This is a genomic window from Paraburkholderia sp. GAS82 (genome assembly GCF_050436285.1).
Taxonomy (GTDB): Bacteria; Pseudomonadota; Gammaproteobacteria; order Burkholderiales; family Burkholderiaceae; genus Paraburkholderia; species Paraburkholderia phenazinium_B.
In genome coordinates this window covers 767,243-788,683 of the sequence record NZ_JBNDLX010000001.1, presented here as the reverse complement: position 1 = coordinate 788,683, position 21,441 = coordinate 767,243, and the positions used below count along the sequence as shown (strand labels likewise).

At 62.3% G+C, this 21,441-nt stretch carries 20 protein-coding genes; 3 read left to right on the top strand and 17 right to left on the bottom strand.

All coding sequences use genetic code 11. The features are described 5' to 3' along the window. Positions 1–73: 73 nt before the first annotated feature. Positions 74–760 carry a hypothetical protein gene (locus tag P3T17_RS03475; protein WP_074264302.1) on the bottom strand — a complete coding sequence of 229 codons (687 nt, stop codon included), beginning with the start codon at positions 758–760 and terminating at the stop codon, positions 74–76. 6 nt (positions 761–766) lie between these two features. Beyond that, complete coding sequence (gene guaB / locus P3T17_RS03470; RefSeq protein ID WP_074264301.1) at positions 767–2,227, bottom strand: IMP dehydrogenase; 1,461 nt, start codon at positions 2,225–2,227, stop codon at positions 767–769. 242 nt (positions 2,228–2,469) lie between these two features. On the opposite strand from guaB, the gene P3T17_RS03465 reads away from it, so the two are divergent. Then, the gene (locus P3T17_RS03465) at positions 2,470–3,453 is read left to right on the top strand and encodes a DMT family transporter (protein WP_429404713.1); all 984 of its coding nucleotides are present in this window, start codon (positions 2,470–2,472) and stop codon (positions 3,451–3,453) included. 102 nt (positions 3,454–3,555) lie between these two features. Here P3T17_RS03465 and P3T17_RS03460 read toward each other — a convergent pair whose 3' ends face one another. Together P3T17_RS03460 and P3T17_RS03455 are read right to left on the bottom strand one after the other, a co-directional pair. Continuing rightward, complete coding sequence (locus P3T17_RS03460; RefSeq protein WP_429404711.1) at positions 3,556–3,888, bottom strand: RnfH family protein; 333 nt, start codon at positions 3,886–3,888, stop codon at positions 3,556–3,558. Continuing rightward, the gene (locus P3T17_RS03455) at positions 3,885–4,322 is read right to left on the bottom strand and encodes a type II toxin-antitoxin system RatA family toxin (protein WP_074264298.1); all 438 of its coding nucleotides are present in this window, start codon (positions 4,320–4,322) and stop codon (positions 3,885–3,887) included. Before P3T17_RS03455 ends, P3T17_RS03460 begins: the two co-directional genes overlap by 4 nt. 100 nt (positions 4,323–4,422) lie before the next feature. Between P3T17_RS03455 and smpB the strand changes: the two genes are divergently transcribed. After that, positions 4,423–4,869: an SsrA-binding protein SmpB gene (gene smpB / locus P3T17_RS03450; RefSeq protein ID WP_074264297.1), complete on the top strand. Its 447-nt coding sequence runs from the start codon at positions 4,423–4,425 to the stop codon at positions 4,867–4,869. Between the two features lie 136 nt (positions 4,870–5,005). Here smpB and P3T17_RS03445 read toward each other — a convergent pair whose 3' ends face one another. The 3 genes from P3T17_RS03445 to ppsA all read right to left on the bottom strand — a co-directional run bounded on the left by P3T17_RS03445 (position 5,006) and on the right by ppsA (position 9,017). Further along, a complete protein-coding gene (locus tag P3T17_RS03445) occupies positions 5,006–5,938 on the bottom strand; it encodes an SPFH domain-containing protein (protein WP_074264296.1) in 933 nt (310 codons plus the stop codon). Positions 5,939–5,976: 38 nt separating this feature from the next. After that, positions 5,977–6,426, bottom strand: a complete 450-nt coding sequence (locus P3T17_RS03440; protein ID WP_429404709.1) for an NfeD family protein — start codon at positions 6,424–6,426, stop codon at positions 5,977–5,979. A gap of 185 nt (positions 6,427–6,611) precedes the next feature. Beyond that, positions 6,612–9,017, bottom strand: a complete 2,406-nt coding sequence (gene ppsA, locus P3T17_RS03435; RefSeq protein WP_074264295.1) for a phosphoenolpyruvate synthase — start codon at positions 9,015–9,017, stop codon at positions 6,612–6,614. 499 nt (positions 9,018–9,516) lie between these two features. Here ppsA and ppsR point away from each other — a divergent pair, with 499 nt between their 5' ends. Then, positions 9,517–10,332, top strand: a complete 816-nt coding sequence (ppsR, locus tag P3T17_RS03430) for a posphoenolpyruvate synthetase regulatory kinase/phosphorylase PpsR (RefSeq protein WP_429404708.1) — start codon at positions 9,517–9,519, stop codon at positions 10,330–10,332. A gap of 70 nt (positions 10,333–10,402) precedes the next feature. On the opposite strand, the gene P3T17_RS03425 is transcribed toward ppsR, so the two are convergent. The 10 genes from P3T17_RS03425 to P3T17_RS03380 form a co-directional block, all read right to left on the bottom strand. Continuing rightward, complete coding sequence (locus tag P3T17_RS03425) at positions 10,403–11,188, bottom strand: TrmH family RNA methyltransferase (RefSeq protein WP_074264293.1); 786 nt, start codon at positions 11,186–11,188, stop codon at positions 10,403–10,405. Further along, positions 11,185–11,883: a ribonuclease HII gene (rnhB, locus tag P3T17_RS03420; protein ID WP_429404706.1), complete on the bottom strand. Its 699-nt coding sequence runs from the start codon at positions 11,881–11,883 to the stop codon at positions 11,185–11,187. Before rnhB ends, P3T17_RS03425 begins: the two co-directional genes overlap by 4 nt. After that, complete coding sequence (gene lpxB, locus P3T17_RS03415) at positions 11,880–13,049, bottom strand: lipid-A-disaccharide synthase (RefSeq protein ID WP_074264291.1); 1,170 nt, start codon at positions 13,047–13,049, stop codon at positions 11,880–11,882. Before lpxB ends, rnhB begins: the two co-directional genes overlap by 4 nt. Before the next feature lie 3 nt (positions 13,050–13,052). Beyond that, positions 13,053–13,841, bottom strand: a complete 789-nt coding sequence (gene lpxA / locus P3T17_RS03410) for an acyl-ACP--UDP-N-acetylglucosamine O-acyltransferase (protein ID WP_429404704.1) — start codon at positions 13,839–13,841, stop codon at positions 13,053–13,055. A 140-nt stretch (positions 13,842–13,981) separates the two neighbouring features. Further along, positions 13,982–14,449: a 3-hydroxyacyl-ACP dehydratase FabZ gene (gene fabZ / locus P3T17_RS03405; RefSeq protein ID WP_074264289.1), complete on the bottom strand. Its 468-nt coding sequence runs from the start codon at positions 14,447–14,449 to the stop codon at positions 13,982–13,984. A gap of 193 nt (positions 14,450–14,642) precedes the next feature. After that, a complete protein-coding gene (gene lpxD / locus P3T17_RS03400; RefSeq protein WP_429404702.1) occupies positions 14,643–15,800 on the bottom strand; it encodes a UDP-3-O-(3-hydroxymyristoyl)glucosamine N-acyltransferase in 1,158 nt (385 codons plus the stop codon). A gap of 44 nt (positions 15,801–15,844) precedes the next feature. Then, on the bottom strand, positions 15,845–16,411 hold the full coding sequence (locus P3T17_RS03395) for an OmpH family outer membrane protein (protein ID WP_429404700.1): 567 nt from the start codon (positions 16,409–16,411) through the stop codon (positions 15,845–15,847). A gap of 46 nt (positions 16,412–16,457) precedes the next feature. Further along, complete coding sequence (gene bamA, locus P3T17_RS03390) at positions 16,458–18,761, bottom strand: outer membrane protein assembly factor BamA (protein ID WP_429404699.1); 2,304 nt, start codon at positions 18,759–18,761, stop codon at positions 16,458–16,460. A gap of 66 nt (positions 18,762–18,827) precedes the next feature. After that, the gene (gene rseP, locus P3T17_RS03385; protein WP_429404697.1) at positions 18,828–20,222 is read right to left on the bottom strand and encodes an RIP metalloprotease RseP; all 1,395 of its coding nucleotides are present in this window, start codon (positions 20,220–20,222) and stop codon (positions 18,828–18,830) included. Between the two features lie 7 nt (positions 20,223–20,229). Then, on the bottom strand, positions 20,230–21,435 hold the full coding sequence (locus P3T17_RS03380) for a 1-deoxy-D-xylulose-5-phosphate reductoisomerase (protein ID WP_429404695.1): 1,206 nt from the start codon (positions 21,433–21,435) through the stop codon (positions 20,230–20,232). Positions 21,436–21,441: the final 6 nt, after the last annotated feature.

The window sequence follows — 21,441 nt, the reverse complement described above, 5'->3', positions numbered from 1 at the left end:
CCGCGCACAAGGCGCGGCGTTGAATTCAAGACGGAATCCGGAAGCTGCGGCAGGTGGCGTGGCGCCCCGGGCCTCAGCCATGAAACGGAGGCCGTGGCGCGCCGGGCGCATCCGCAGCGGAGCTGCGCGCTTCGGCGTCGCTCGCCGAGAGCGTTCCCGGACGGTTCGCCGCAGCGAAGTCTGGCTCGACCGGATGCCCGGTGGCGGGACTGATCGGGCTGGCGGGCCTCACGACAGGCGGTGCGACGGGTTCGACCACAGGCTCAGCCCGATAGCCCACCACATCGCGTCCCCTCGCTGCATCTTTCGCAGCTTGCCTTTCAGCACGCTCGGCAGCAGCGATCTCAGCGAGACGCAGCCGTTCGCGGCGCCGTACCGTGCGAGAGAGCCGCACACCGCCCAACCCCAGCACCACCAGCACGACCCCCGTCAGCACCGCGACCAGCTGACCGAAGCCGGTCAGTTCAGGCCGGTGCATGCCGATCAGCCAGACCACCATCAGCAGGCCCGTCAGCCAGTTGACATGCCCAACGACCTTGGCGACCGTCGAGGTCAGCGCGCCGTCGATCGAGGCATGGAAGGCCAGCCACGCGAGACCGATCAGCGCAATGCCGAGGCCTTGTCCAACCAGCGTGGGCTGCGTCTGCACCAGTTGCAGCGCGTTGTACAGCGAGGTCCACGGCGTCAGCAGGAACAGCACGCCGAACGCCAGCAGGAGCAAGGCATCGATGATCAGTACAGCACGCAGCAATGGCTTCATGGGCGATTAGTCCACGTGGTAGTTAGGCGCTTCCTTGGTGATCTGCACGTCGTGAACGTGCGACTCGCGCAGGCCGGCACCGGTGATCTGCACGAATTCAGCCTTGTCGTTCATCTCGGCGATGGTGCGGCAGCCGCAGTAGCCCATGCTGGCGCGCACGCCGCCGATCAGCTGGAACAGGATCGCCGTGACCGAGCCCTTGTAGGCGACGCGGCCTTCGATGCCTTCCGGCACCAGCTTGTCGATGTTCGCGGAGTTGTCCTGGAAGTAGCGGTCTGCTGCGCCGTCCTTCATCGCGCCGACCGAACCCATGCCACGATACGACTTGTACTGGCGGCCCTGATACAGGAACACGTCGCCCGGCGATTCTTCGGTGCCGGCGAACATGCTGCCCATCATCACCGCGCTCGCACCCGCAGCCAGCGCCTTGCTGACGTCGCCCGAGAAACGCACGCCACCGTCGCCGATGACCGGCACGCCCGTGCCCTTGAGCGCTTCCGACACATTGGCGATGGCCGTGACCTGCGGCACGCCCACACCCGCGACGATACGCGTGGTGCAGATCGAGCCCGGGCCGATACCGACCTTCACGCCGTCCGCGCCGTATTCGACCAGCGCCTTGGCAGCAGCAGCCGTAGCGATGTTGCCGCCGATCACTTCCACATGCGGGAAGTTCTTCTTGACCCAGCGCACACGCTCGAGCACGCCCTTGCTGTGGCCGTGCGCGGTATCCACGACGATCACGTCCACGCCCGCCTGCACCAGCAGTTCCACGCGCTCTTCGTTGTCCTCGCCTACGCCGACCGCCGCGCCCGCGCGCAGCTTGCCGTGTTCGTCCTTACAGGCGTCCGGGTGTTCGGTCTGCTTGGTGATGTCTTTCACCGTCATCAGGCCGCGCAGTTCGAAAGAATCGTTGATGACCAGCACGCGCTCGAGACGATGGCTGTGCATCAGCGCCTTGGCTTCGGCGAGCGGCGTGCCTTCCTTGACGGTGACGAGACGATCGCGCGGCGTCATGATGTTGCGCACCGGTTCGTCCAGACGCTCTTCGAAGCGCAGGTCGCGGTTGGTGACGATGCCGATCAGTTGCGCCCCTTCGACAACCGGGAAACCAGAAATGCCATGCTGGCGCGACAGCGCAATCACGTCGCGCACCTTCATTTGCGGCGGTACGGTGATCGGATCGCGCACCACACCCGATTCGAAACGCTTCACCTTGGCCACTTCGCTAGCCTGCTCAGCCGGCGTCAGATTCTTGTGGATAATGCCCACGCCACCCATTTGCGCCATCGCAATGGCGAGACGGGCTTCGGTGACGGTGTCCATGGCGGCGGACACGAGCGGCATATTCAGGGAAATGTTGCGGGTCAGCCGGGTTTTGAGGCTGGTGTCGCGCGGCAGAACATCGGAGAAAGCCGGGACGAGGAGCACGTCATCGAACGTGAGTGCTGTTTGGATCAGACGCATGGCAAATCCTATAGGCGCAAAAGCGAATTATACGCGATACCTCCCCGGTTTTCACTGCACGAACAGCAGGTTAGCGAATTTCCGGTGATTTTCCAGGGTCTTTTGGCGAGGGAATTTCGCTTCGCCGTTCGGGTCGGGTTCGAACCAGTTTCGTTTCGCAAGACGAGTGCAGGATCGAACAAGACACCCTCGGAGAGTCACGCTATCCTGCGCGACTGTTCAGCTTTATGTCGGAGTAGTCGATGCAGCGTGGCGTGGCGTACGGCGTAATGGCCGGGGCGTTGTGGGGCGTGGTGTTTCTGGTGCCGCGGATGTTGCCCGAGTTTTCCCCGCTGCTGCTGAGCGCGGGCCGCTACACGATGTACGGCATCGTCTCGCTGGCGGCCGCCCTGCCGATGGCGCGCTCGCTCGCCGCCCGCCTGACCCGCGAGGACCTCGCGGCGCTCGTCAAGCTGGCGCTCGCCGGCAACCTGCTCTACTACATCCTGCTGGCAAGCGCGGTGCATCTGGTCGGGATGGCGCCGGCGTCGCTGATCATCGGCGTTCTGCCCGTGACGGTCACGCTGCTCGGCAGGCGCGATCACGGCGCTGCGCCGCTCGCTCGCCTCGTGTGGCCGCTGGCGATGGTCGTGGCGGGCATCGTCTGTATCAATGTGGATGTGTTTTCCATGGCCGATGGCGCGCCCGGCACGGCGGGCAGCGTCCTGAGCAAACTGGCAGGGTTGGCCTGCGCGGCAGGCGCCCTCGCCTGCTGGACCTGGTTCGCGGTCGAGAACTCCCGCTATCTGCGGCGCCAAGCTCACTACAGCGGCAACGAGTGGTCGGTACTGTGGGGCGTCGTGACCGGGGCGCTCGGCGCGGCGCTGTGGCTCCTGATCGCACTGCTGCCGTCCGGCAGTCTGCAGACCACGCTCAGCAGCGAACGCTGGCATACCTTCTGGATGCTCAATCTCGGCGTGGCGATCGGCGCCTCGTGGCTCGGCAACGGCCTGTGGAATGCCGCGGCGAAGCGCTTGCCGTTGACGCTGTCAGGTCAGATGATTGTCTTTGAAACGCTGTTTGCGCTGCTTTACGCGTTCATTTACGACCACCGGCTGCCGCGCCCGCTGGAGATGGCCGCGATCGCCTTGCTGGTGGCGGGCGTGAGCTGGTCGGTGCGGCAACATGCGGACGACGATCCGGGCGCGACGCCGCTTGAAGAGAAGGCGCAGGTGTCCGCGCATTGATTGGGCTGGCTAACCCGTGCCAGGAGCCCTGGCGCGATGACGGCGGCTGGCGCAGGTTGCTGCAGCCCTGATGCGATTGCAGTAGTTCGCGCCCCAGCCGCCCTATCGCGAATCCCTGTTCTGCCACTTGCGCCCTTCGATCGAACCTTCCTTGCGGGTCTTTTCGACACGCCGCTGGCGCGCCGCCTTCGGATCGACGATCAGCGGCCGGTAAATTTCCACGCGGTCATGATCGACGAGCACCGTATCGAGCGATTTGAGCTTGCCGAACACACCCACCTTCTGCTGCGCCAGATCGATCTGCGGAAAACGCTGCAGGATGCCGCTGGCATCGAGCGCCTGCTGCACGGTCGCTCCTTCGGGCAATTCGACGGGAATCAGCGTCTGCCCGTCGGGCAACGCGTAGCAGACTTCTATCGACAGCCGCCCGCTCATGCCTTACCGTAGCGCTGATTGGCACGCTTTACGAACGATTCGACGAAGGTGTTGGCGATATGGCTGAACACCGGGCCAATGATCTTTTCGAGGAAGATGTTGGTGAATTCGTAGTGCAGCGCGAATTCGATCTTGCAGGCATCCTCACGCAGCGCCGTAAAAAGCCAGTAGCCAGTGAACTTGCGAAACGGGCCGTCAGCGAACTCCATGTCGATGCGCTCGGGCCGCTTCATGCTGTTGCGGGTAGCGAAGTGCTGCCGGATGCCCTTGAAGTTGATGTCGATCTTCGCCTCCATGCCGTTCTCGTCCTGACGACGGATCTCGACCCCGCCGCACCAGGGCAGGAAGTTCGGGTAATCGTTGACATCGGTGACGAGGTCGAACATCTGTTCCGCCGAATGGCGTATCAACACGGTTTTCTGGACATCTGCCATAAATTGGACAGCACGTGGCAAGGGTGGACAAGCGCCGCGGGCTTTCCTTGCCCCGCTTTGCTAAAATCGTGATTTTAAACGAGTTGGGCACTTTCCATTAATGAGCATCATAGACAACAGAAAAGCCTTCTACGACTATTCGGTCGAAGAGCGCTACGAAGCAGGACTCGTGCTCGAAGGATGGGAGGTCAAGGCCTTGCGCGCCGGTCGCGGCCAGATCAAGGAAGGCTACGTCGTGATCAAGAATCACGAACTGTTCCTGATCGGCACGCACATCAGCCCGCTGCCCGAAGCGTCGACCCACATCACGCCCGACCCGGTGCGCACCCGCAAGCTGCTCCTGCATAGCGAGGAGATCAGCAAGCTGATCGGCAAGGTCGAGCAACGTGGTTATACGCTCGTGCCGCTAAACTTTCATTACAAGGGCGGCCGGGTCAAATGCGAAATCGGTCTCGCGAAGGGTAAAAAGCAGCACGACAAGCGCGAAACCGAGAAGAAACGGGACTGGGAACGGGAAAAGGCCCGCTTGATGCGTAACCCCACCTGACGTCGCGCGTGGGCCGCAATACCGTGGCTGGCAACGGGACATCTCACCCATAGAAAATGGCCCGCATACCAAGCGAGCCATTTTGCCTTGAACGGGCACTCAGTTCCCCAAATAGCGGAAACGGCCCGGCGCGCTACTACCGCACTTCAGTCGCACCCTTCCCCTTGTTCACGATGGTGAGCGCCGAGGCGATCATCGAACTCATATTCGACAGGTCACCGGGCACGATCAGCGTCGTGCCCTGCTTCGCCACGTTGGCGAACGCGTTCACGTACTGTTCGGCCACCTTCAGGTTCACCGCTTCCATGCCGCCGGTGGTCTGGATCGCCGCAGCGATCTTCTGGATCGCCTGCGAATTGGCTTCGGCCACCGCCAGAATCGCCGCAGCCTGACCCTGCGCCTGATTGATTGCCGCCTGGCGCTCGCCCTCGGACTTCTGGATCGAAGCCTCACGCCCACCCGAGGCGATATTGATCTGCTCCTGCTTGCGCCCTTCAGAAGCCGCGATCAGCGCCCGCTTCTCGCGCTCGGCGGTGATCTGCGCCTGCATGGCGTGAAGAATTTCCTTCGGCGGCGTCAGATCCTTGATTTCATAGCGCAGCACCTTCACGCCCCAGTTCGACGCCGCTTCATCGAGCGAAGAAACAATGCTGTGATTGATGAAGTCGCGCTCCTCGAACGTCTTGTCGAGTTCGAGCTTGCCGATCACCGAGCGCAGCGTGGTTTGCGACAACTGCGTAATCGCAAACACGAAGTTGCTCGAGCCATACGATGCCTTCATCGGATCGGTGACCTGGAAATACAGCACGCCATCGACCTGCAACTGGGTGTTGTCGCGCGTAATGCAAACCTGGCTCGGCACTTCGAGCGGGATTTCCTTGAGCACGTGCTTGTACGCGATGCGGTCCACGAACGGCACCACGATGCTTAGACCCGGCGTGAGCGTGGCGTGATAGCGGCCGAGCCGCTCGAGCACCCACGCGTGCTGCTGAGGCACGATCTTGATGGTCTTGGCCGCGATCATGAACACGATAACGAGCAGCACTACCGCGACGATAGTCGAATCCATACTTGTTCCCATCTGTGGTTTGACTCCGGTTTGAGTTGTTATGGTGCCGGGTGCGAATGCTTGCCCGCCACGACGATCAGGCGGCTGCCGTCGAGTGCGCTGATCTCATAGACGCGCGCGTCCTCCGGCTCACCGGGTGCGAGTTCGACGTCCCACGCGGCACCGCGATAGTTCACGCGCGCGCGCCGGTCACGCCATCCGGTCACGGCGAGCGTCTGACCGATATCAAGATTCACGTCGGGATTGCTTGCAGCGGCTTTGCGGGTCGCCCGCCGGCCAAAACGCGAGCGCCGCAACAGCAGCACCGCAGCCAATGCGACGAGCGCTGCGACCGCAAATTGCACATCGGGATTGGCGCCCGACACGCGCGCGAGACCGCCGGCCAGCAAACCCAGCGCGATCATCAACAGATAGAAGGTGCCGCTCATCAGTTCCAGCACGATAAGCACGCCCGCCCCGACCCACCAGAACAGTCCACCTGGCGCCACGTCGACCTCCACTGCGCTGCACGAGGCCGGAGCAAGTGCTAAAGCACTAACTCCGGCCGACAAAACAAAAACACCCCGGATCTACCGAGGTGTTTATAGCACGAAGCTGGTGCACTTTACCGGGCAGTGCGGTCCGCTTTGACGAACCGCACCAAACGGCTATGCGTGTTGCTTATTTTGCCGCTTCATTTCGCCGACGACCTGGCCAACGCCTGCCACGTCTCGATGATGGTATCCGGGTTCAGCGAGATCGACGCAATGCCTTCATCGGTCAGCCACTGTGCGAAATCCGGATGATCGGACGGGCCCTGGCCGCAGATACCGACATACTTGTTCAACCGCAGACACGTTTCAATCGCGCGCTTGAGCATGAACTTGACCGCCGGATCGCGTTCGTCGAAATCGACTGCCAGCAACTCCATGCCCGAGTCGCGGTCGAGACCGAGCGTCAGCTGCGTCAGGTCGTTCGAGCCGATCGAGAAACCGTCGAAGAACTGCAGGAATTCTTCGGCAAGGATCGCGTTCGACGGCACTTCGCACATCATGATCAGGCGCAGACCCTTCTCGCCACGCTTCAGGCCGAACTTGTCGAGCAGACCGACCACGCGCTCCGCCTGCTTCAGCGTGCGCACGAACGGCACCATGATCTCGACGTTGTCGAGGCCCATCTCTTCGCGCACCTTCTTCAGCGCGATACATTCCATCTGGAACGCTTCGGCGAAGTCGTCCGCGATATAACGCGAGGCGCCGCGAAAACCCAGCATCGGGTTTTCTTCGTCCGGCTCGTAGCGCGAACCGCCGATCAGCTTCTTGTACTCGTTCGACTTGAAGTCCGACAGACGCACAATGACAGGCTTCGGATAGAACGCAGCGGCGATCGTCGCGATACCTTCGGTCAGCTTGTCGACGTAGAACGCGCGCGGCGATGCGTGACCGCGTGCAACGCTTTCGACGGCCTTCTTCAGGTCCTGATCGACGTTCGGGTACTCGAGAATCGCCTTCGGGTGTACACCGATGTTGTTGTTGATGATGAACTCGAGCCGCGCCAGACCCACACCCGCGTTCGGCAGCTGGGAGAAATCGAAGGCGAGTTGCGGATTGCCGACGTTCATCATGATCTTCACCGGAATCGGCGGCAGTTCGCCGCGCTGGACTTCGGTGACTTCCGTTTCGAGCAGACCGTCGTAAATCTTGCCTTCGTCGCCTTCGGCGCACGATACGGTGACCAGCGCGCCTTCCTTCAGCAGATCGGTTGCATCGCCACAACCCACCACCGCCGGCACACCCAGTTCACGCGCGATGATGGCCGCGTGACAGGTACGGCCGCCGCGATTCGTGACGATCGCCGAAGCGCGCTTCATCACCGGTTCCCAGTTCGGGTCGGTCATGTCAGCCACCAGCACGTCGCCCGGCTGCACACGATCCATCTCCGACGGATCCTGGATCACGCGCACCGGACCCGCACCGATCTTCTGCCCGATGGCGCGACCCGTGACGATGACCTGCGACTGGCCCTTCAGCTTGAAGCGTTGTTCGGCCTTGCCGCTTGCCTGGCTCTTCACCGTTTCCGGACGTGCCTGCAGGATGAAGATCTTGCCGTCGCGGCCGTCCTTGCCCCACTCGATGTCCATCGGACGCTCGTAGTGCTTCTCGATGATCACGGCGTACTTCGCCAGTTCGATCACGTCTTCGTCGGTGATCGAAAAGCGGTTTCGCTGCTCATGCGCGACGTCGACGGTCTTCACGCGGCCCGGTTCGCCCGGCTTGGTGAACTCCATCTTGATCAGCTTCGAGCCTATCGAGCGGCGGATGATGGGATATTTGCCCTGTGCGAGCGTGGTCTTGAAGACGTAGAACTCGTCCGGATTCACCGCGCCCTGCACGACGGTTTCGCCGAGGCCGTAGCTCGAGGTGATGAACACGGCGTCCTTGAAACCGGACTCCGTATCGAGCGTGAACATCACACCGGCCGCGCCGACGTCCGAGCGCACCATGCGCTGCACGCCCGCCGACAACGCCACTTCAGCGTGAGTGAAGCCCTTATGAACGCGATAGGAGATAGCACGGTCGTTATACAGCGACGCGAACACGTGCTTCATGCGATCGAGCACGTCTTCGACGCCGACCACGTTGAGATAGCTTTCCTGCTGGCCCGCGAACGACGCGTCCGGCAAATCTTCTGCCGTAGCGGACGAACGGACGGCGAACGAAAGCTCGTCAGGCGAGCTGTTCTGGAGCGTGTCGAAGCCCGCGCGGATATCCGCCTCGAGCTTCGGCTGCAGCGGTGCATCGACGATCCACTGACGGATCTCCTTGCCCGCTTCGGCGAGCGCCTTCACGTCGTCGACGTCCAGCGTCTCCAGACGTTTGGCGATGCGCTCGGTGAGGTTGCTGTGATGGAGGAAATCGCGGAATGCCAGCGCCGTGGTGGCGAAGCCGGTCGGCACCCGAACGCCTGCCTGAGCGAGTTGACTGATCATCTCGCCCAGGGACGCGTTCTTGCCGCCCACAATCTCCACATCGGTCATCCGCAACTGCTCGAACGGAACTACATACGCCTGATCCTTTGCGACGTTAACTGCGTTAGTCATACAAGCCCCTAAGTGTGGAAGAAATACACGACTGTGCAAGTGGGCTTGGACGCGAAGCGGTCATAAGAACCGCTGAGTACCTGATAAGCCGGCAATCTCGCGTCTTGCACAACCTGTTAGATAAACAATCGCTTAATAGCGCACACGATTTGCAGAACCTTGCAGCCGGACCACGAAGCGCACCAAAAGCACGACGAAGCCAACGGTTTGACGAAATTATTCAAATTCGCCGCAAGTTATCAGCAAAAAGCGGGGCGTTGACCGGGCGATAAATGCGAGTTAGCCGCGGTTCGCCTGCAATTGCTTATCCAACAGGTTGCCGCTATTCTACCGTGCCGACTCTCAAAATGTGACAGTCGGACGAGAATTGCGCCTCGAACTGCGCGCCGCACCGATGCCCCTGTAGTTTCCGGTTAGCCACCGTACACTGGGCGCCGACGCAGCGATGTTAGATTCGAGCGTAATTTCCCGCTCACGTTCCCTGCCTACTGCCCCACTGATGCCGCCTACCGTATTCATCGTCTCCGACGGTACCGGGATCACTGCCGAAACCTTCGCGCATTCGATCCTGTCCCAGTTCGACCAGAAATTCCGCCTGGTTCGGGTTCCCTTTGTCGATTCGACCGAGAAAGCCTACGCCACGCTGGAAAAAATCAACGAAGCGGTCAAGCAGGACGGCCGCCGGCCAATCGTCTTCACGACGCTTGTCGACAGCTCGTCGAACAAAATTGTCAAAGGCTCGAATGCGCTGGTGCTGGACATGTTCCAGACCTTCGTCGAACCGCTCGAACAGGAACTGGAACTGAAGTCGAGTCACGCGATGGGCCGCGGCCACCAGAACGCGGACACCGAGGAGTATAAGAACCGCATCGAGGCGATCAATTTCTCGCTTGCCCATGACGACGGTCAGTCAAACCGCAATCTGGCCGATGCCGATGTGATCCTGGTTGGCGTGTCGCGCAGCGGCAAGACGCCGACGAGCCTGTATCTGGCGATGCAGTACGGTGTGAAGGCGGCCAACTATCCGCTGATTCCGGAAGACTTCGAACGCGGCAAGCTGCCGACGCCGTTGCTCGAACATCGCAACAAGATGTTCGGGCTGTCGATCGATCCGCAGCGGCTCTCGGAGATCCGCAACGAGCGCCGTCCGGGCAGCAAGTACGCGGCGCCGGAAAACTGCCGTTACGAGATCAACGAAGCGGAAGCGATGATGCGGCGTGAGGGGATCAAGTGGCTGTCGTCGACGCACAAGTCGATTGAAGAAATCGCGACGACGATCCTGCAGGAGATCAAGCTCGACCGGCCGGGGTATTGAGGACGGCGCAGGCAGAGCTGCGGCTTCAGGCTCGCGCCGTGAGCGTGCCCCGAGCGAGGCATGAGGTCAGTCAGCGCGCCGAGCGCTGCTGGCGGCACTGCTCGAACAGGCACACGGCGGCGGCAGCCGCCACATTCAACGATTCCATCCCGCCTGGCTGCGGAATCGTCACGCGCAACGTGACCGCGTCGCGCCACGTCTGCGACACGCCCGCGCCTTCGTTGCCCATCACCCAGGCTAGGTGGCCGGACAGGTCGCAATCGTAGATCGCTTCGGCGCCATGCGAGTCTGTAATCACCACCGGTACGCCAAGGCGTTCGATCAGCGTCTGCGGTTCGACGTCTTCGTGAATCTCCAGCAGAAAGTGCGCGCCCATCCCCGAGCGCAGCACTTTCGAAGACCACGCGTAGGCCGTCCCCGGCGCGCAAAACACCTGCTGAATCCCTGCAGCGGCGGCGCTGCGCAGAATCGAACCGACATTGCCCGCGTCCTGCACACCATCGAGCACGACACAGGTCTGCGCGACCCGTTCCGGTAACGGCGGCGCAAGTTTCTCGACCAGCAGCAGAATCCCCACCCCGTTGACCACATTCGATAGCTGGCCGAACAACGCGTCCGGCAGCGTCACGATACGGTGCTCGTCGATCCGCGAAACGATGGTCTGCGCCTCGTCGTGAAGCAAGGCGCCTTCGGTGACGACACAGGTTTCAGGTTGGCCAGCAACGTCCAGATACGCGCTCGCGAGATGGAACCCTTCGAGCAGCGCGTGGCCGCTGCGTCGCTGCTGGTGCGTCGAACCGGCCAGTGCCTTGAGGCGCTTGTAGAGCGGATTGTCCCGCGAGGTGATGGCTTTCACAGGCAGCGAAGAATCAGCTCAGCGCCCGGCACGCTCACCGACACGTTGCCCAGGCGCAGATGCGCCTCGCGCACCGGCGCGAACGAGCGGCGGTGATGTTCGCATGGCCCGTGCTCACGCAAGGCCGCCAGATGCTGTGGCGTACCGTAACCGGAATGCGCGTCGAAGCCATATACGGGAAACGTCTGATGCAACTCCAGCAGCATACGGTCACGCGTGACTTTGGCGAGAATCGACGCTGCGGAAATGGACTTTACCAGCGCGTCGCCGCCGATAATCGCCTCGCTCCGAATACTGAGCACCGGACAGCGGTTGCCGTCGATCTTTACGAGCGTCGGCGCAACCGCGAGGCCCTCGACGGCGCGCTTCATCGCCAGCATCGTCGCATGCAGGATATTGAGCGTATCGATCTCTTCGACCGACCCCGAAGCGACACAAAAAGCCAGCGCCCGGTCGACGATCTTGTCATACAGTTCATCGCGCTTTTTGGCAGTGAGCGCCTTCGAATCGTCGAGCCCGCGGATCATCGGCTTCGACGGATCGAAAATCACCGCGGCGGCCACCACCGGCCCAGCCAACGGCCCACGCCCCGCTTCATCGACGCCGCAGACAATCTCGTCCGCCGCGTTGAAGTCAAAACCCGGCTGCGCTGCCACCGCAGCGGACTTGCGCCGGGGCGCGCGCTCACCTGTCATCGACGCCCCTTGCGCGTTTCGACCACATTCGCCACCACTTCCGCGGCGCGCAGGGCAGTGTTCTGCTTCAGCACGTGATGCATTTCCGTGAAAATTTCCGTCAGCGTGCGCCGGTTGGCCTCGTCGCGCAACTGTTTCAGGGTGGCATCGGCGAGCGCTTCAGGCGTCGCGAAGTGCTGCAGGATTTCCGGCACCACGAAGCGTCCGGCCAGAATGTTCGGCAGTCCGACGTACGGCAAATAGCCTTGCCGCCGCATGATCTGACCGGTCAGCCACGGCACCTTGTAGGAAATCACCATCGGTTTCTTCAGCAACGCGGCTTCCAGCGTCACCGTGCCGCTCTTGACAAGGATCGCGTCAGCCGCCGTCATCGCCACCTGCGCCTGCCCTTCCACCAGCGTCAGCGCGAGGCCCGGACTGGCGTCCACGAGCGGCTGCAGCAATTCGCGCAACGCCGGCGTCGCCACCGGCATCACGAAGCGCACGCCCGGCTCGCGGTGCTGCATCAACTCCATCGCAGCGAAAAACGTCGGGCCGATCAGATTGATTTCCGAGCGGCGGCTGCCTGGCAGCACGGCGATCACCGGGCCGCTTTCCGGCAGGCCCAGCTTGCGGCGTGCGCCCAGCGTGTCGGGTACAAGCGGAATCTCGTCCGCGAGCGGATGGCCGACATACGAGGCCGCCACGCCGGCTTTTTCAAGCAGCGCGGTTTCAAACGGAAACACGCACAGCATATGGTCGACGGCTTTGGCGATCTTCTTGATCCGGCCGCCGCGCCATGCCCAGATGGACGGGCATACGAAGTGAACGGTCGGAATGCCGGCGTCGCGCAGCGCGTGCTCGAGGGCAAAGTTGAAATCAGGCGCGTCGACGCCGACAAACACAGTTGGCGGTTCAGCCAGCAACTGACGTTTCAGCTCGTTGCGGATGCCTAGAATCTCGGGAATGTGACGCAGCACTTCGACATAGCCACGCACCGACAGCTTTTCAATCGGCCAATGGGCGTCGAAACCCGCGGCGATCATACGCGGGCCGCCAATGCCGTAATACTGCGTATCGGCCGGCAAGTGGCTGCCGAGACCTTCCAGCAGGGAGGCAGCAAGCAGGTCGCCGGACGGTTCTCCGGCGACCATCGCAAGCCGTAGCGGACTCGGTTGCAGGACCATCGGTTAGCGGATGATGCCGCGTTGCGATGCGACCACGAAGTCGAGCAGCGCCTGCACCGGCGCGTCGCCTTCCCCGCCGGCCGAGGCCAGATCGCGCAGTTGCACCTTCGCTTCTTCAAGCGACAGGCCGTTCTTGTACAGCAGGCGGTACGCGGCACGCAGCGCCGAAATCGCATCCGCGGAAAAACCGCGCCGGCGCAGACCCTCGACGTTGATGCCATGCGGCTCGGCCTTGTTGCCGGCCGCGATGACGAACGGCGGGATGTCCTGCACAAGTGCCGACGCGCCGCCCAGCATCGAATGCGCACCGATGCGCACGTACTGGTGCACACCCGACATGCCGCCGACGATCGCATAGTCGCCGATCAGCACGTGACCGGCCATCTGCGCGTTGCTCGACAGGATCACGTTGCTGCCCACATGGCAGTCGTGGCCGATGTGCACGTACGCCATGATCCAGTTGTCGTCGCCGAGCGTGGTCACGCCCGCGTCCTGAATCGTGCCGGTGTGGATCGTGGTGAACTCGCGAATCGTGTTGCGATTGCCGATCACGAGCCGGGTCGGCTCGTCCTTGTACTTCATGTCCTGCGGCCGGCCACCGACCGATGCATAGTGGCCAATGCGGTTATCTTCGCCAATCGTCGTGTGACCTTCGATCACACTGTGCGAGCCGATCGTCGTGCCCGCGCCAATCGTGACGTTCGGACCAACAATGGCATACGGCCCGATTTCAACCGTTTCGTCGAGCTGTGCGCCCGGCTCGATGATTGCAGTGGGATGAATCCTGCTCATGCGCCCTCGCTTCTGATTCCGTTGCGTTATCCGGAGGCCAGGCGGGCGTCAGTCGCCCTACCGGCTATCCATTGCTGGCCGCTCCCACGGATGCCTGTTGCATGCACGTGCGTCAGCGGTCCAGCGTTACCAGCCATGCCTTACTGGCCGTTCGTATCCGTATGACGGACTGCGCACATCAGGTCGGCTTCCGCGGCAACCGCGCCATCCACCTCGGCGCGCGCCTTGAACTTCCAGATGCCGCGCATATGCCGCTCAAACGTTGCGTTCAGGATCAGCTGATCGCCGGGCTCCACCACGCGCTTGAAACGCGCATTGTCGATGCCGACGAACAGATACAGCGTGTTGGCCGGATCATGCGGCTCTTCCGAGAACGTCAAAAGCGCCGCGGTCTGCGCAAGCGCCTCGAGGATCAGCACACCCGGCATGACCGGACGGCTCGGGAAGTGACCCATGAAGTACGGTTCATTGATCGACACGTTCTTCAGCGCTTTGATGCTCTTGTGCGGTTCGAGTTCGAGCACCCGGTCAACGAGCAGGATCGGATAACGATGCGGCAGCAGCGTGAGAATCTTATGAATGTCGAGATTGATTTTTTCGGTGCTCATGGTGTTTCTGCTCACGCATTGACTGCGCGATGATGACTGCGGATACGGTTCAGGTGGGTTGGTAACGCGTGCTGCCGCCGCTTTCTATGACCCGGCAGCCCATCCTGCCCGGTCACCCTTCGCGACGCTTCCTGCTTGACCAGCTTGACGTGCTTGAAACCGGGCCGTTGCTGATGGCCGACCCGGCCCGCGCTCACGCCTTGTTGCCTGGCGCGTCGGCGGCCGCAGCCGCTTCCAGCGCCTTGATACGGTCACGCAGTTTATCGAGGTTGCGCAACAATGCTGCGCTCTTGTTCCAGTCGGCGTGGTTCACGGCCGGGAATGCACTCGTGTACATGCCCGGTTTCAGCAACGATTTCGACACGCCCGACTTGGCGGTGACGATCACATGATCGGCCAGTGTAACGTGTCCGGCGATACCCACCGCGCCACCGATCATGCAATGACGGCCAATCGTGGTGCTGCCGGCAATGCCCGCGCAGCCGGCAATGACCGTGTACGCGCCAATCCTGCAGTTATGACCGATCTGCACCAGGTTGTCGATCTTCACGGATTCTTCGATCACGGTATCGGCCATGGCGCCGCGGTCGATCGTTGTATTGGCGCCGATTTCGACATCGGGGCCAATCGATACAGCGCCGACCTGCGGAATCTTGACCCAGCTGCCGGTACGGGATTCGCCTTCGCCGACGAAGTCCGGCGCAAAGCCGAAGCCGTCGGAACCGATCACGGCACCGGCGTGAATGATGACACGCTCGCCAATCTTGCAGCCGTAGTACACGCTGACGTTCGGATACAGGTGCGAGCCGGCACCGATCTGCGTGTCGCGGCCGATCGCCACGTTCGCGTCCAGCCGCACGTGCTCACCGATCACCGCGCCGGCTTCCACTGTGACGTGCGGGCCGATCACCGCGCTTGCAGCGATCTGCGCCGACGGATCGATCGTCGCGCTGGCATGCACGCCCGGCACGGGCTTCGGTGAGGCCATGTCGATGAACGTCTGCGCGACTCGCGCGAAGTAAGCGTAGGGGTTGGGCGTGACGATGAAATTGCGGGCGCCGTGCAAACGGGCGCCGTGCAAACGGGCGCCGTGCAAACGGGCGCCGTGCAAGCGGGCGCCGTCGGCGCCCGCTTCGGGCGCGCCGCCTAGTTTGGCGAGATCTTCAGCGTTGATCAACACCGCACCCGCGCGGGTAGTCTCGACCTGCGACAGATATTTCGGATTGGCGAGGAACGCCAGCTGATTCGGGCCCGCCTGGTCCAACGGGGCCAGGCCGCCCACGCGGTGCGAGCGATCTCCGACTACTTCACCGCCGAACTGCTGGACGATGTCCTCGAGCGTAAATGCCATGCGTGTACTGCTCCTGCTTTTCAGTTGCCGGTTCGGTTACCGCTTCAGTTGCCGGCCGGGGCCGACGCGCCATTCGCAGACGCCGCCAAGGCTTTGAGGACCTGGTCGGTAATGTCGATGCGCGGGCTCACATACACCGCTTCCTGCACGATCAGGTCGTAGTGCTGCTGCTCGGCGATCTGCTTGATCACCTTGTTGGCGCGGTCGAGCACGGCTGCCAGTTCCTCATTGCGGCGCTGGTTCAGGTCTTCGCGGAACTCACGCTGCTTGCGCTGAAAATCGGTGTCCAGTTGCGACAGGTCGCGCTGCTTTTCCGCGCGATCGGCCGGCGCCATCGACGCGCCGTTCTTGTCCAGCGCATCCGACATCGACTTCAGCTTCTGCGCCATATCCTGCAGATCCTTGTCGCGTTTTGCGAATTCGGCCTCGAGTTTGGTCTGCGCCGCCTTCGCGGCAGCCGACTCGCGCAGGATGCGATCCGAGTTGACGGCGGCAATCCTGGCTTCCTGTCCGTGCGCCACACCCGCGCTCAAAGTCATTGACAGCGCAAAGGCGCACGTCGCAAAGGCGCACGTCACACGTTTCGAAAACATACCGGTTCGCAAAGTCATCCTCTCGATACTGTAAAAGAGGTCCGGGTTATCCCGGACCATCCAATCAGAATGCCGTTCCGAGCTGGAACTGGAATTTCTGGTACTGGTCGCCGTTGTGCCTGGTGAGCGGGAAACCCAGACTCAGTTTGAGCGGTCCGATCGGCGAGATCCACGCAAGACCGACGCCGTAACCGTAACGCAAGCCGTTCGCCCCCACGCTGTTGCCTTCATCGCCCCAGACGTTGCCTGCGTCGAGAAACGTAAACACTCGCAGGGTGCGATCATAGCCTGTGCCCGGCAAGGGGAACGTCAATTCGACGTTACCCACCAGCAGCTTCGAGCCGCCGATCGGGTCGCCTGTCGTTGCGTCGCGCGGTCCCAGAGAGCTCGGCTCATAGCCGCGCACCGTCCCGATACCGCCCGCGTAGTAATTCTTGAAGATCGGAAAAGGCTTGCCGCCGACGCCACTGCCGTAACCGCCCTGGAGATTGAAACCCAGGACGAAACCACGCGCAAACGAATAATAGTACTGCGCGCTGATGTCGGCCTTGTAATACTGCGTGCCGCCCGCCGGCGTGCCGAGTTCGGCATTCGCCTGAGTAAAGTAGCCACGACTCGGCACCAGTGCGCTGTCGCGCGCATCTCGTGTCCAGCCCGCTGTTATCGGCACGTTGTTCGACACCCGGCCGAATTGGTTCACGTAGTCGATATAGGTTTGCGGCGTGGCAGCGTCCACATCGAGCGTATTTTGCTCAACACCGGCGCCGAAATAGACCGTATCGACTTCCGAGAACGGGATACCGAACCTGACATCACCGCCCAAGGTGACGATCTTGAAGCTCGAATCCGCGGAGTAGTACAACGGTTGCTGCGTGCGATAGTAGACGTCGCTAATGCGCCTGATGCCGTCCACCGTGAAGTATGGATCGACCTGAGTGACAGTCAGCGTGCGGTAGGTCTTCGCCGTGTTGATGTTCACCCCGAGGCTCGTGCCGGAGCCAAACACGTTGTCCTGCGAAATGCCCGCCGAGAGGATCGGGCCTTCGCCCGAGCCGTAACCGACGCCGAGCGTGATCGAGCCGGTCGGCTTTTCTGTGACCTTGACGTTCACGTCCACCTGGTCTGTCGTGCCTTCGACGGGCACCGTGGTCACGTCCACGTCCGAGAAGTAGCCGAGGCGGTTCAATCGATCCTTGGACAACGCGAGGCGATTCGCATCGAACCACGAACTCTCGAACTGGCGCATTTCACGGCGCACCGCTTCGTCGCGCGTGCGAACGTTGCCGACGATGTTGACGCGGCGCACATAGACGCGCCGGCTCGGGTCCACTTGCAGCGTCAGGCCGACCGTGTGATGTTGCTGGTCGATCAGCGGCTGGGCGTTCACCGTGGCGAAGGCATAGCCATATTCACCGAGCTTGTCGATGAGCGCTTTGGTAGTGGCCTGCAGCTTCTCAGCCGAAAAAACCTCGCCGGACCTGATCTTCACTAGCGAGTCGAGTTCAGCTTCACGGTCCAGCAGATCACCGGCCAGGTGGATGCCGGAAATTGTGTACGGCTCGCCCTCATGCAGGGTGAGCGTGAGGTACATGTCTTTCCTGTCCGGCGATAGCGAGACCTGCGTCGAGTCGAACGAGAACTCGAGGTAGCCGCGATTCAGGTAGAACGAGCGAACCTTCTCGAGATCGCTGGTTAGCGTGTCTTTCGAGTACAGGTCGTTCTTCGTGTACCACGAGAACCAGTTCGGCGTGGCCTGCTGCATCTCATCGGACAGCGCGCTGTCGGTGAACGCCTTGTTGCCGATGAAGTTGATCTGGCGAATCTTTGCGCTCGGACCTTCGTCCACCGAGAACAGCAGTGCCACGCGGTCCTGGTCGATCGGCGTGACCGTTGTCTTGACTTCAGCCGCGTAGTAGCCGTGCGTGAGGTATTGACGCTTCAGTTCCTGCTCGGCCTTTTGGGCGAGCGCCATGTCGTAGAAACGGCCTTGCGACAGCCCGACCGCGCGAAGCGCCTTGCTCAGATTGTCCTTGTCGAATTCGCGCAGCCCGGAGAAGTCGATTGTGCCGATCGCCGGGCGCTCCGTCACCTGCACGATCACGACTGCGCCCTCGGTGAGGATCTTCACGTCATTGAAGAAGCCGGTCGCATACAGCGCGCGAATCGCTTCGGAGGCCTTGTCGTCAGAAAAAATATCCCCTCGCTGGATCGGCAGGTAGGCGAACACCGTGCCGGGCTCGATGCGCTGCAGCCCATCGATGCGGATGTCTTGCACCACAAACGGCGACGTAGCATGGGCAGCTAACCCATGCGCGGCTAAAGCAGCAGCGGCGACCGATTTAGGTACAAGGCGACGAGGTTTCGACAACGTACTTCCCCAATGTAAAGCTCAATCATGCTGGGCGGCCGCTCCTCGCGGGCGCCGCCGGACACGTCAAAAATGGATCAGCCGGGCCAGATCGTTGAAAAGCGCGATCGCCGACAAGGCGACGATGCAGGCCAGTCCAGCTCTCTGCAGAACGAGCTGCCAGCGGTCGGAGACCGCCTTGCCAGTTGCAGCTTCAACCAAATAATATAACAGATGCCCCCCGTCCAATACCGGAATCGGGAGCAGGTTAAGTACGCCGAGACTGATGCTAACCAGCGCCAGAAATGACAGGAATGCTGAGGGACCCAACCTTGCGCTTTTACCTGCGTAGTCGGCGATCGTGACCGGACCCGACAGGTTTTTCAACGATGCTTCGCCGGTAATCATCCGGCCGAACATGCGCACCGAGTAAGCCGCCAGATCCCAGGTGCGGCGCGCGCCCAGCTGCAGACTTTCGATCGGACCGTAACGCACCGTGATGGACGGCACCTGGGTCGCGAGTTCCGCACCGATCCGGCCGACCTCCGCGCCGCTCGCGTCGTCGTGCTGCGCGAGCGGGACCACATGGATGTCCTCGGTCTTGCCGCCCTGCTGTGCATCGCCACCCCGCGCGACCCGCAACGTGACGCTCTTGCCCGCGTGCGTCTTGATGTAGGCGATGAACGACGTGGCGTTATCGGTAGGCGTGCCGTCGATCGACAGCAGACGGTCACCGGCGGCGAGGCCCGCGCGCTGCGCCGCACTGCCGGCCTGCACGCCCGCCACGATCAGCTTGCCGCCGCCCGGCTCGAAGCCCAGATGCGACATGAAATCGTCGTCGACATCCTTCTCGGACACATCGCGCAGATCCAGCGGGAAATCGAAGGTCCCATGGCTGTCTTTGGCGCTCAGAATGATGCGGCGATGATCGAACGCCGCACCCAGCATCTTCCAGCGCAGGTCCGACCACGAACGAACCGGTTCGCTGGAGCCGGCGTCGCCATCTGCGTTGCGCACTGCGATCACCGTCTCGCCACCGTCGAAACCGGCGAGCGCAGCAGGTGTGTTCGGAGTCGGCGCAGCAACGATGGCAGCCGGTTCGCTCACGCCCGTGCCAAACACGGCGGCGAACAGCACAATGGCAAGAATGAAATTGGCGATCGGGCCAGCCGCGACAATCGCAAACCGCTTCGCGACATGCTGACGGTTGAACGCGTGCGGCAGGTCGGCGGCATCAATCGGCGCGCCCACTTCACGCTCGTCGAGCATCTTCACGTAGCCGCCCAACGGCAACGCGGCGATCGTCCATTCGGTGCCCGTCTTTGGGCTCACCCACTGAACCAGCGGCTTGCCGAAGCCGATCGAAAAGCGCAGCACTTTCACACCGCACAGGCGCGCCACGCTGTAATGGCCGTACTCATGTACCACCACCAGCACGCCTATCGCGACCGCGAAGGCGAGCACCTCGATCAGCACGTTCATATTCGCCTCACTGGACGGCACGTTCCGCGCGAAGGGCGTCTTGCGGCAAACGCTGGATAAAATCCGCCGCCGCCCGGCGCGCGGCTGCGTCGGCTTCGATCACGTCGTCGAGCGCGTGGGCGCTGCGATTGGGCAGCGCGTTCAGCACCGCGTCGACCACTTGCGCGATCGCCATAAAGCCGATCTTGCGCGACAGGAATGCATCCACGGCAACCTCGTTGGCGGCGTTCAAAGCCGCACTGGCGAGACCACCTTCGGCGAGGGCCTTCATGGCCAGCGCCAGACACGGGAAACGGGCGTAATCCGGCTTTTCGAACGACAGCGAGGCGACCTGCACCAGGTCGAGCTGCGCCACACCTGAATCGACCCGCTCGGGGAACGCGAGTGCGTGCGCGATCGGCGTGCGCATGTCGGGATTGCCAAGTTGTGCGAGCACCGAACCGTCGGCGTACGAGACCATCGAATGGATCACGCTCTGCGGATGAATCAGCACCTCGATGCGCTCGCCCGGCAGCGCGAACAGCCAGTGCGCTTCGATTACTTCGAGGCCTTTGTTCATCATCGTTGCCGAGTCGACCGAGATCTTGCGGCCCATTACCCAGTTCGGGTGCTTGCAGGCTTCATCGGGCGTCACGTTGACCAGACTGGCCGGCTCGCGCGTGCGAAACGGGCCGCCCGACGCGGTCAGGATGATCTTCGACACCCCGCCATGCAGCGCGGCTTCGCGCGGCAGGCACTGGAAAATCGCGTTGTGTTCGCTGTCGACCGGCAGCAGGACAGCGCCGTGGTCGCGCACCGCGTCCATGAAGATCGCGCCGGACATTACCAGCGCTTCCTTGTTGGCGAGCAGGATGCGCTTGCCGGCGCGCGCAGCCGCCAGGCCCGGCGCAAGTCCCGCCGCGCCGACGATGGCCGCAACAACCGTGTCGCAACCGTCGCTCTTCGAAACCTCGACGAGCGCCTGCGGGCCGTACGTTACCTCGGTCTTGCAGCCGGCTTCGCGCAGCTTCGCGGCGACTTGCGCCGCCGTGTCGCCGTCGCCGACCACGGCCACTTCGGGCCTGAAACGCAGGCATTGTTCGACGAGCTTGTCGCCGTTGCGATGCGCGGTGAGCGCATATACCGAGAAGCGCTCCGGATGACGCGCGACGACGTCGAGCGTGCTGTCTCCGATTGAGCCCGTGGAACCGAGCAGTGTCAGTCTTTTTTGCATATCTCT

What these genes read in the sequence shown, in the direction of transcription:
- P3T17_RS03475 (WP_074264302.1), bottom strand. Translation starts at nt 760, where the DNA reads ATGAAGCCATTGCTGCGTGCTGTACTGATCATCGATGCCTTGCTCCTG.
- guaB (WP_074264301.1), bottom strand. Translation starts at nt 2,227, where the DNA reads ATGCGTCTGATCCAAACAGCACTCACGTTCGATGACGTGCTCCTCGTC.
- P3T17_RS03465 (WP_429404713.1), top strand. Translation starts at nt 2,470, where the DNA reads ATGCAGCGTGGCGTGGCGTACGGCGTAATGGCCGGGGCGTTGTGGGGC.
- P3T17_RS03460 (WP_429404711.1), bottom strand. Translation starts at nt 3,888, where the DNA reads ATGAGCGGGCGGCTGTCGATAGAAGTCTGCTACGCGTTGCCCGACGGG.
- P3T17_RS03455 (WP_074264298.1), bottom strand. Translation starts at nt 4,322, where the DNA reads ATGGCAGATGTCCAGAAAACCGTGTTGATACGCCATTCGGCGGAACAG.
- smpB (WP_074264297.1), top strand. Translation starts at nt 4,423, where the DNA reads ATGAGCATCATAGACAACAGAAAAGCCTTCTACGACTATTCGGTCGAA.
- P3T17_RS03445 (WP_074264296.1), bottom strand. Translation starts at nt 5,938, where the DNA reads ATGGATTCGACTATCGTCGCGGTAGTGCTGCTCGTTATCGTGTTCATG.
- ppsA (WP_074264295.1), bottom strand. Translation starts at nt 9,017, where the DNA reads ATGACTAACGCAGTTAACGTCGCAAAGGATCAGGCGTATGTAGTTCCG.
- ppsR (WP_429404708.1), top strand. Translation starts at nt 9,517, where the DNA reads ATGCCGCCTACCGTATTCATCGTCTCCGACGGTACCGGGATCACTGCC.
- rnhB (WP_429404706.1), bottom strand. Translation starts at nt 11,883, where the DNA reads ATGACAGGTGAGCGCGCGCCCCGGCGCAAGTCCGCTGCGGTGGCAGCG.
- lpxB (WP_074264291.1), bottom strand. Translation starts at nt 13,049, where the DNA reads ATGGTCCTGCAACCGAGTCCGCTACGGCTTGCGATGGTCGCCGGAGAA.
- lpxA (WP_429404704.1), bottom strand. Translation starts at nt 13,841, where the DNA reads ATGAGCAGGATTCATCCCACTGCAATCATCGAGCCGGGCGCACAGCTC.
- fabZ (WP_074264289.1), bottom strand. Translation starts at nt 14,449, where the DNA reads ATGAGCACCGAAAAAATCAATCTCGACATTCATAAGATTCTCACGCTG.
- lpxD (WP_429404702.1), bottom strand. Translation starts at nt 15,800, where the DNA reads ATGGCATTTACGCTCGAGGACATCGTCCAGCAGTTCGGCGGTGAAGTA.
- P3T17_RS03395 (WP_429404700.1), bottom strand. Translation starts at nt 16,411, where the DNA reads ATGACTTTGCGAACCGGTATGTTTTCGAAACGTGTGACGTGCGCCTTT.
- rseP (WP_429404697.1), bottom strand. Translation starts at nt 20,222, where the DNA reads ATGAACGTGCTGATCGAGGTGCTCGCCTTCGCGGTCGCGATAGGCGTG.
- P3T17_RS03380 (WP_429404695.1), bottom strand. Translation starts at nt 21,435, where the DNA reads ATGCAAAAAAGACTGACACTGCTCGGTTCCACGGGCTCAATCGGAGAC.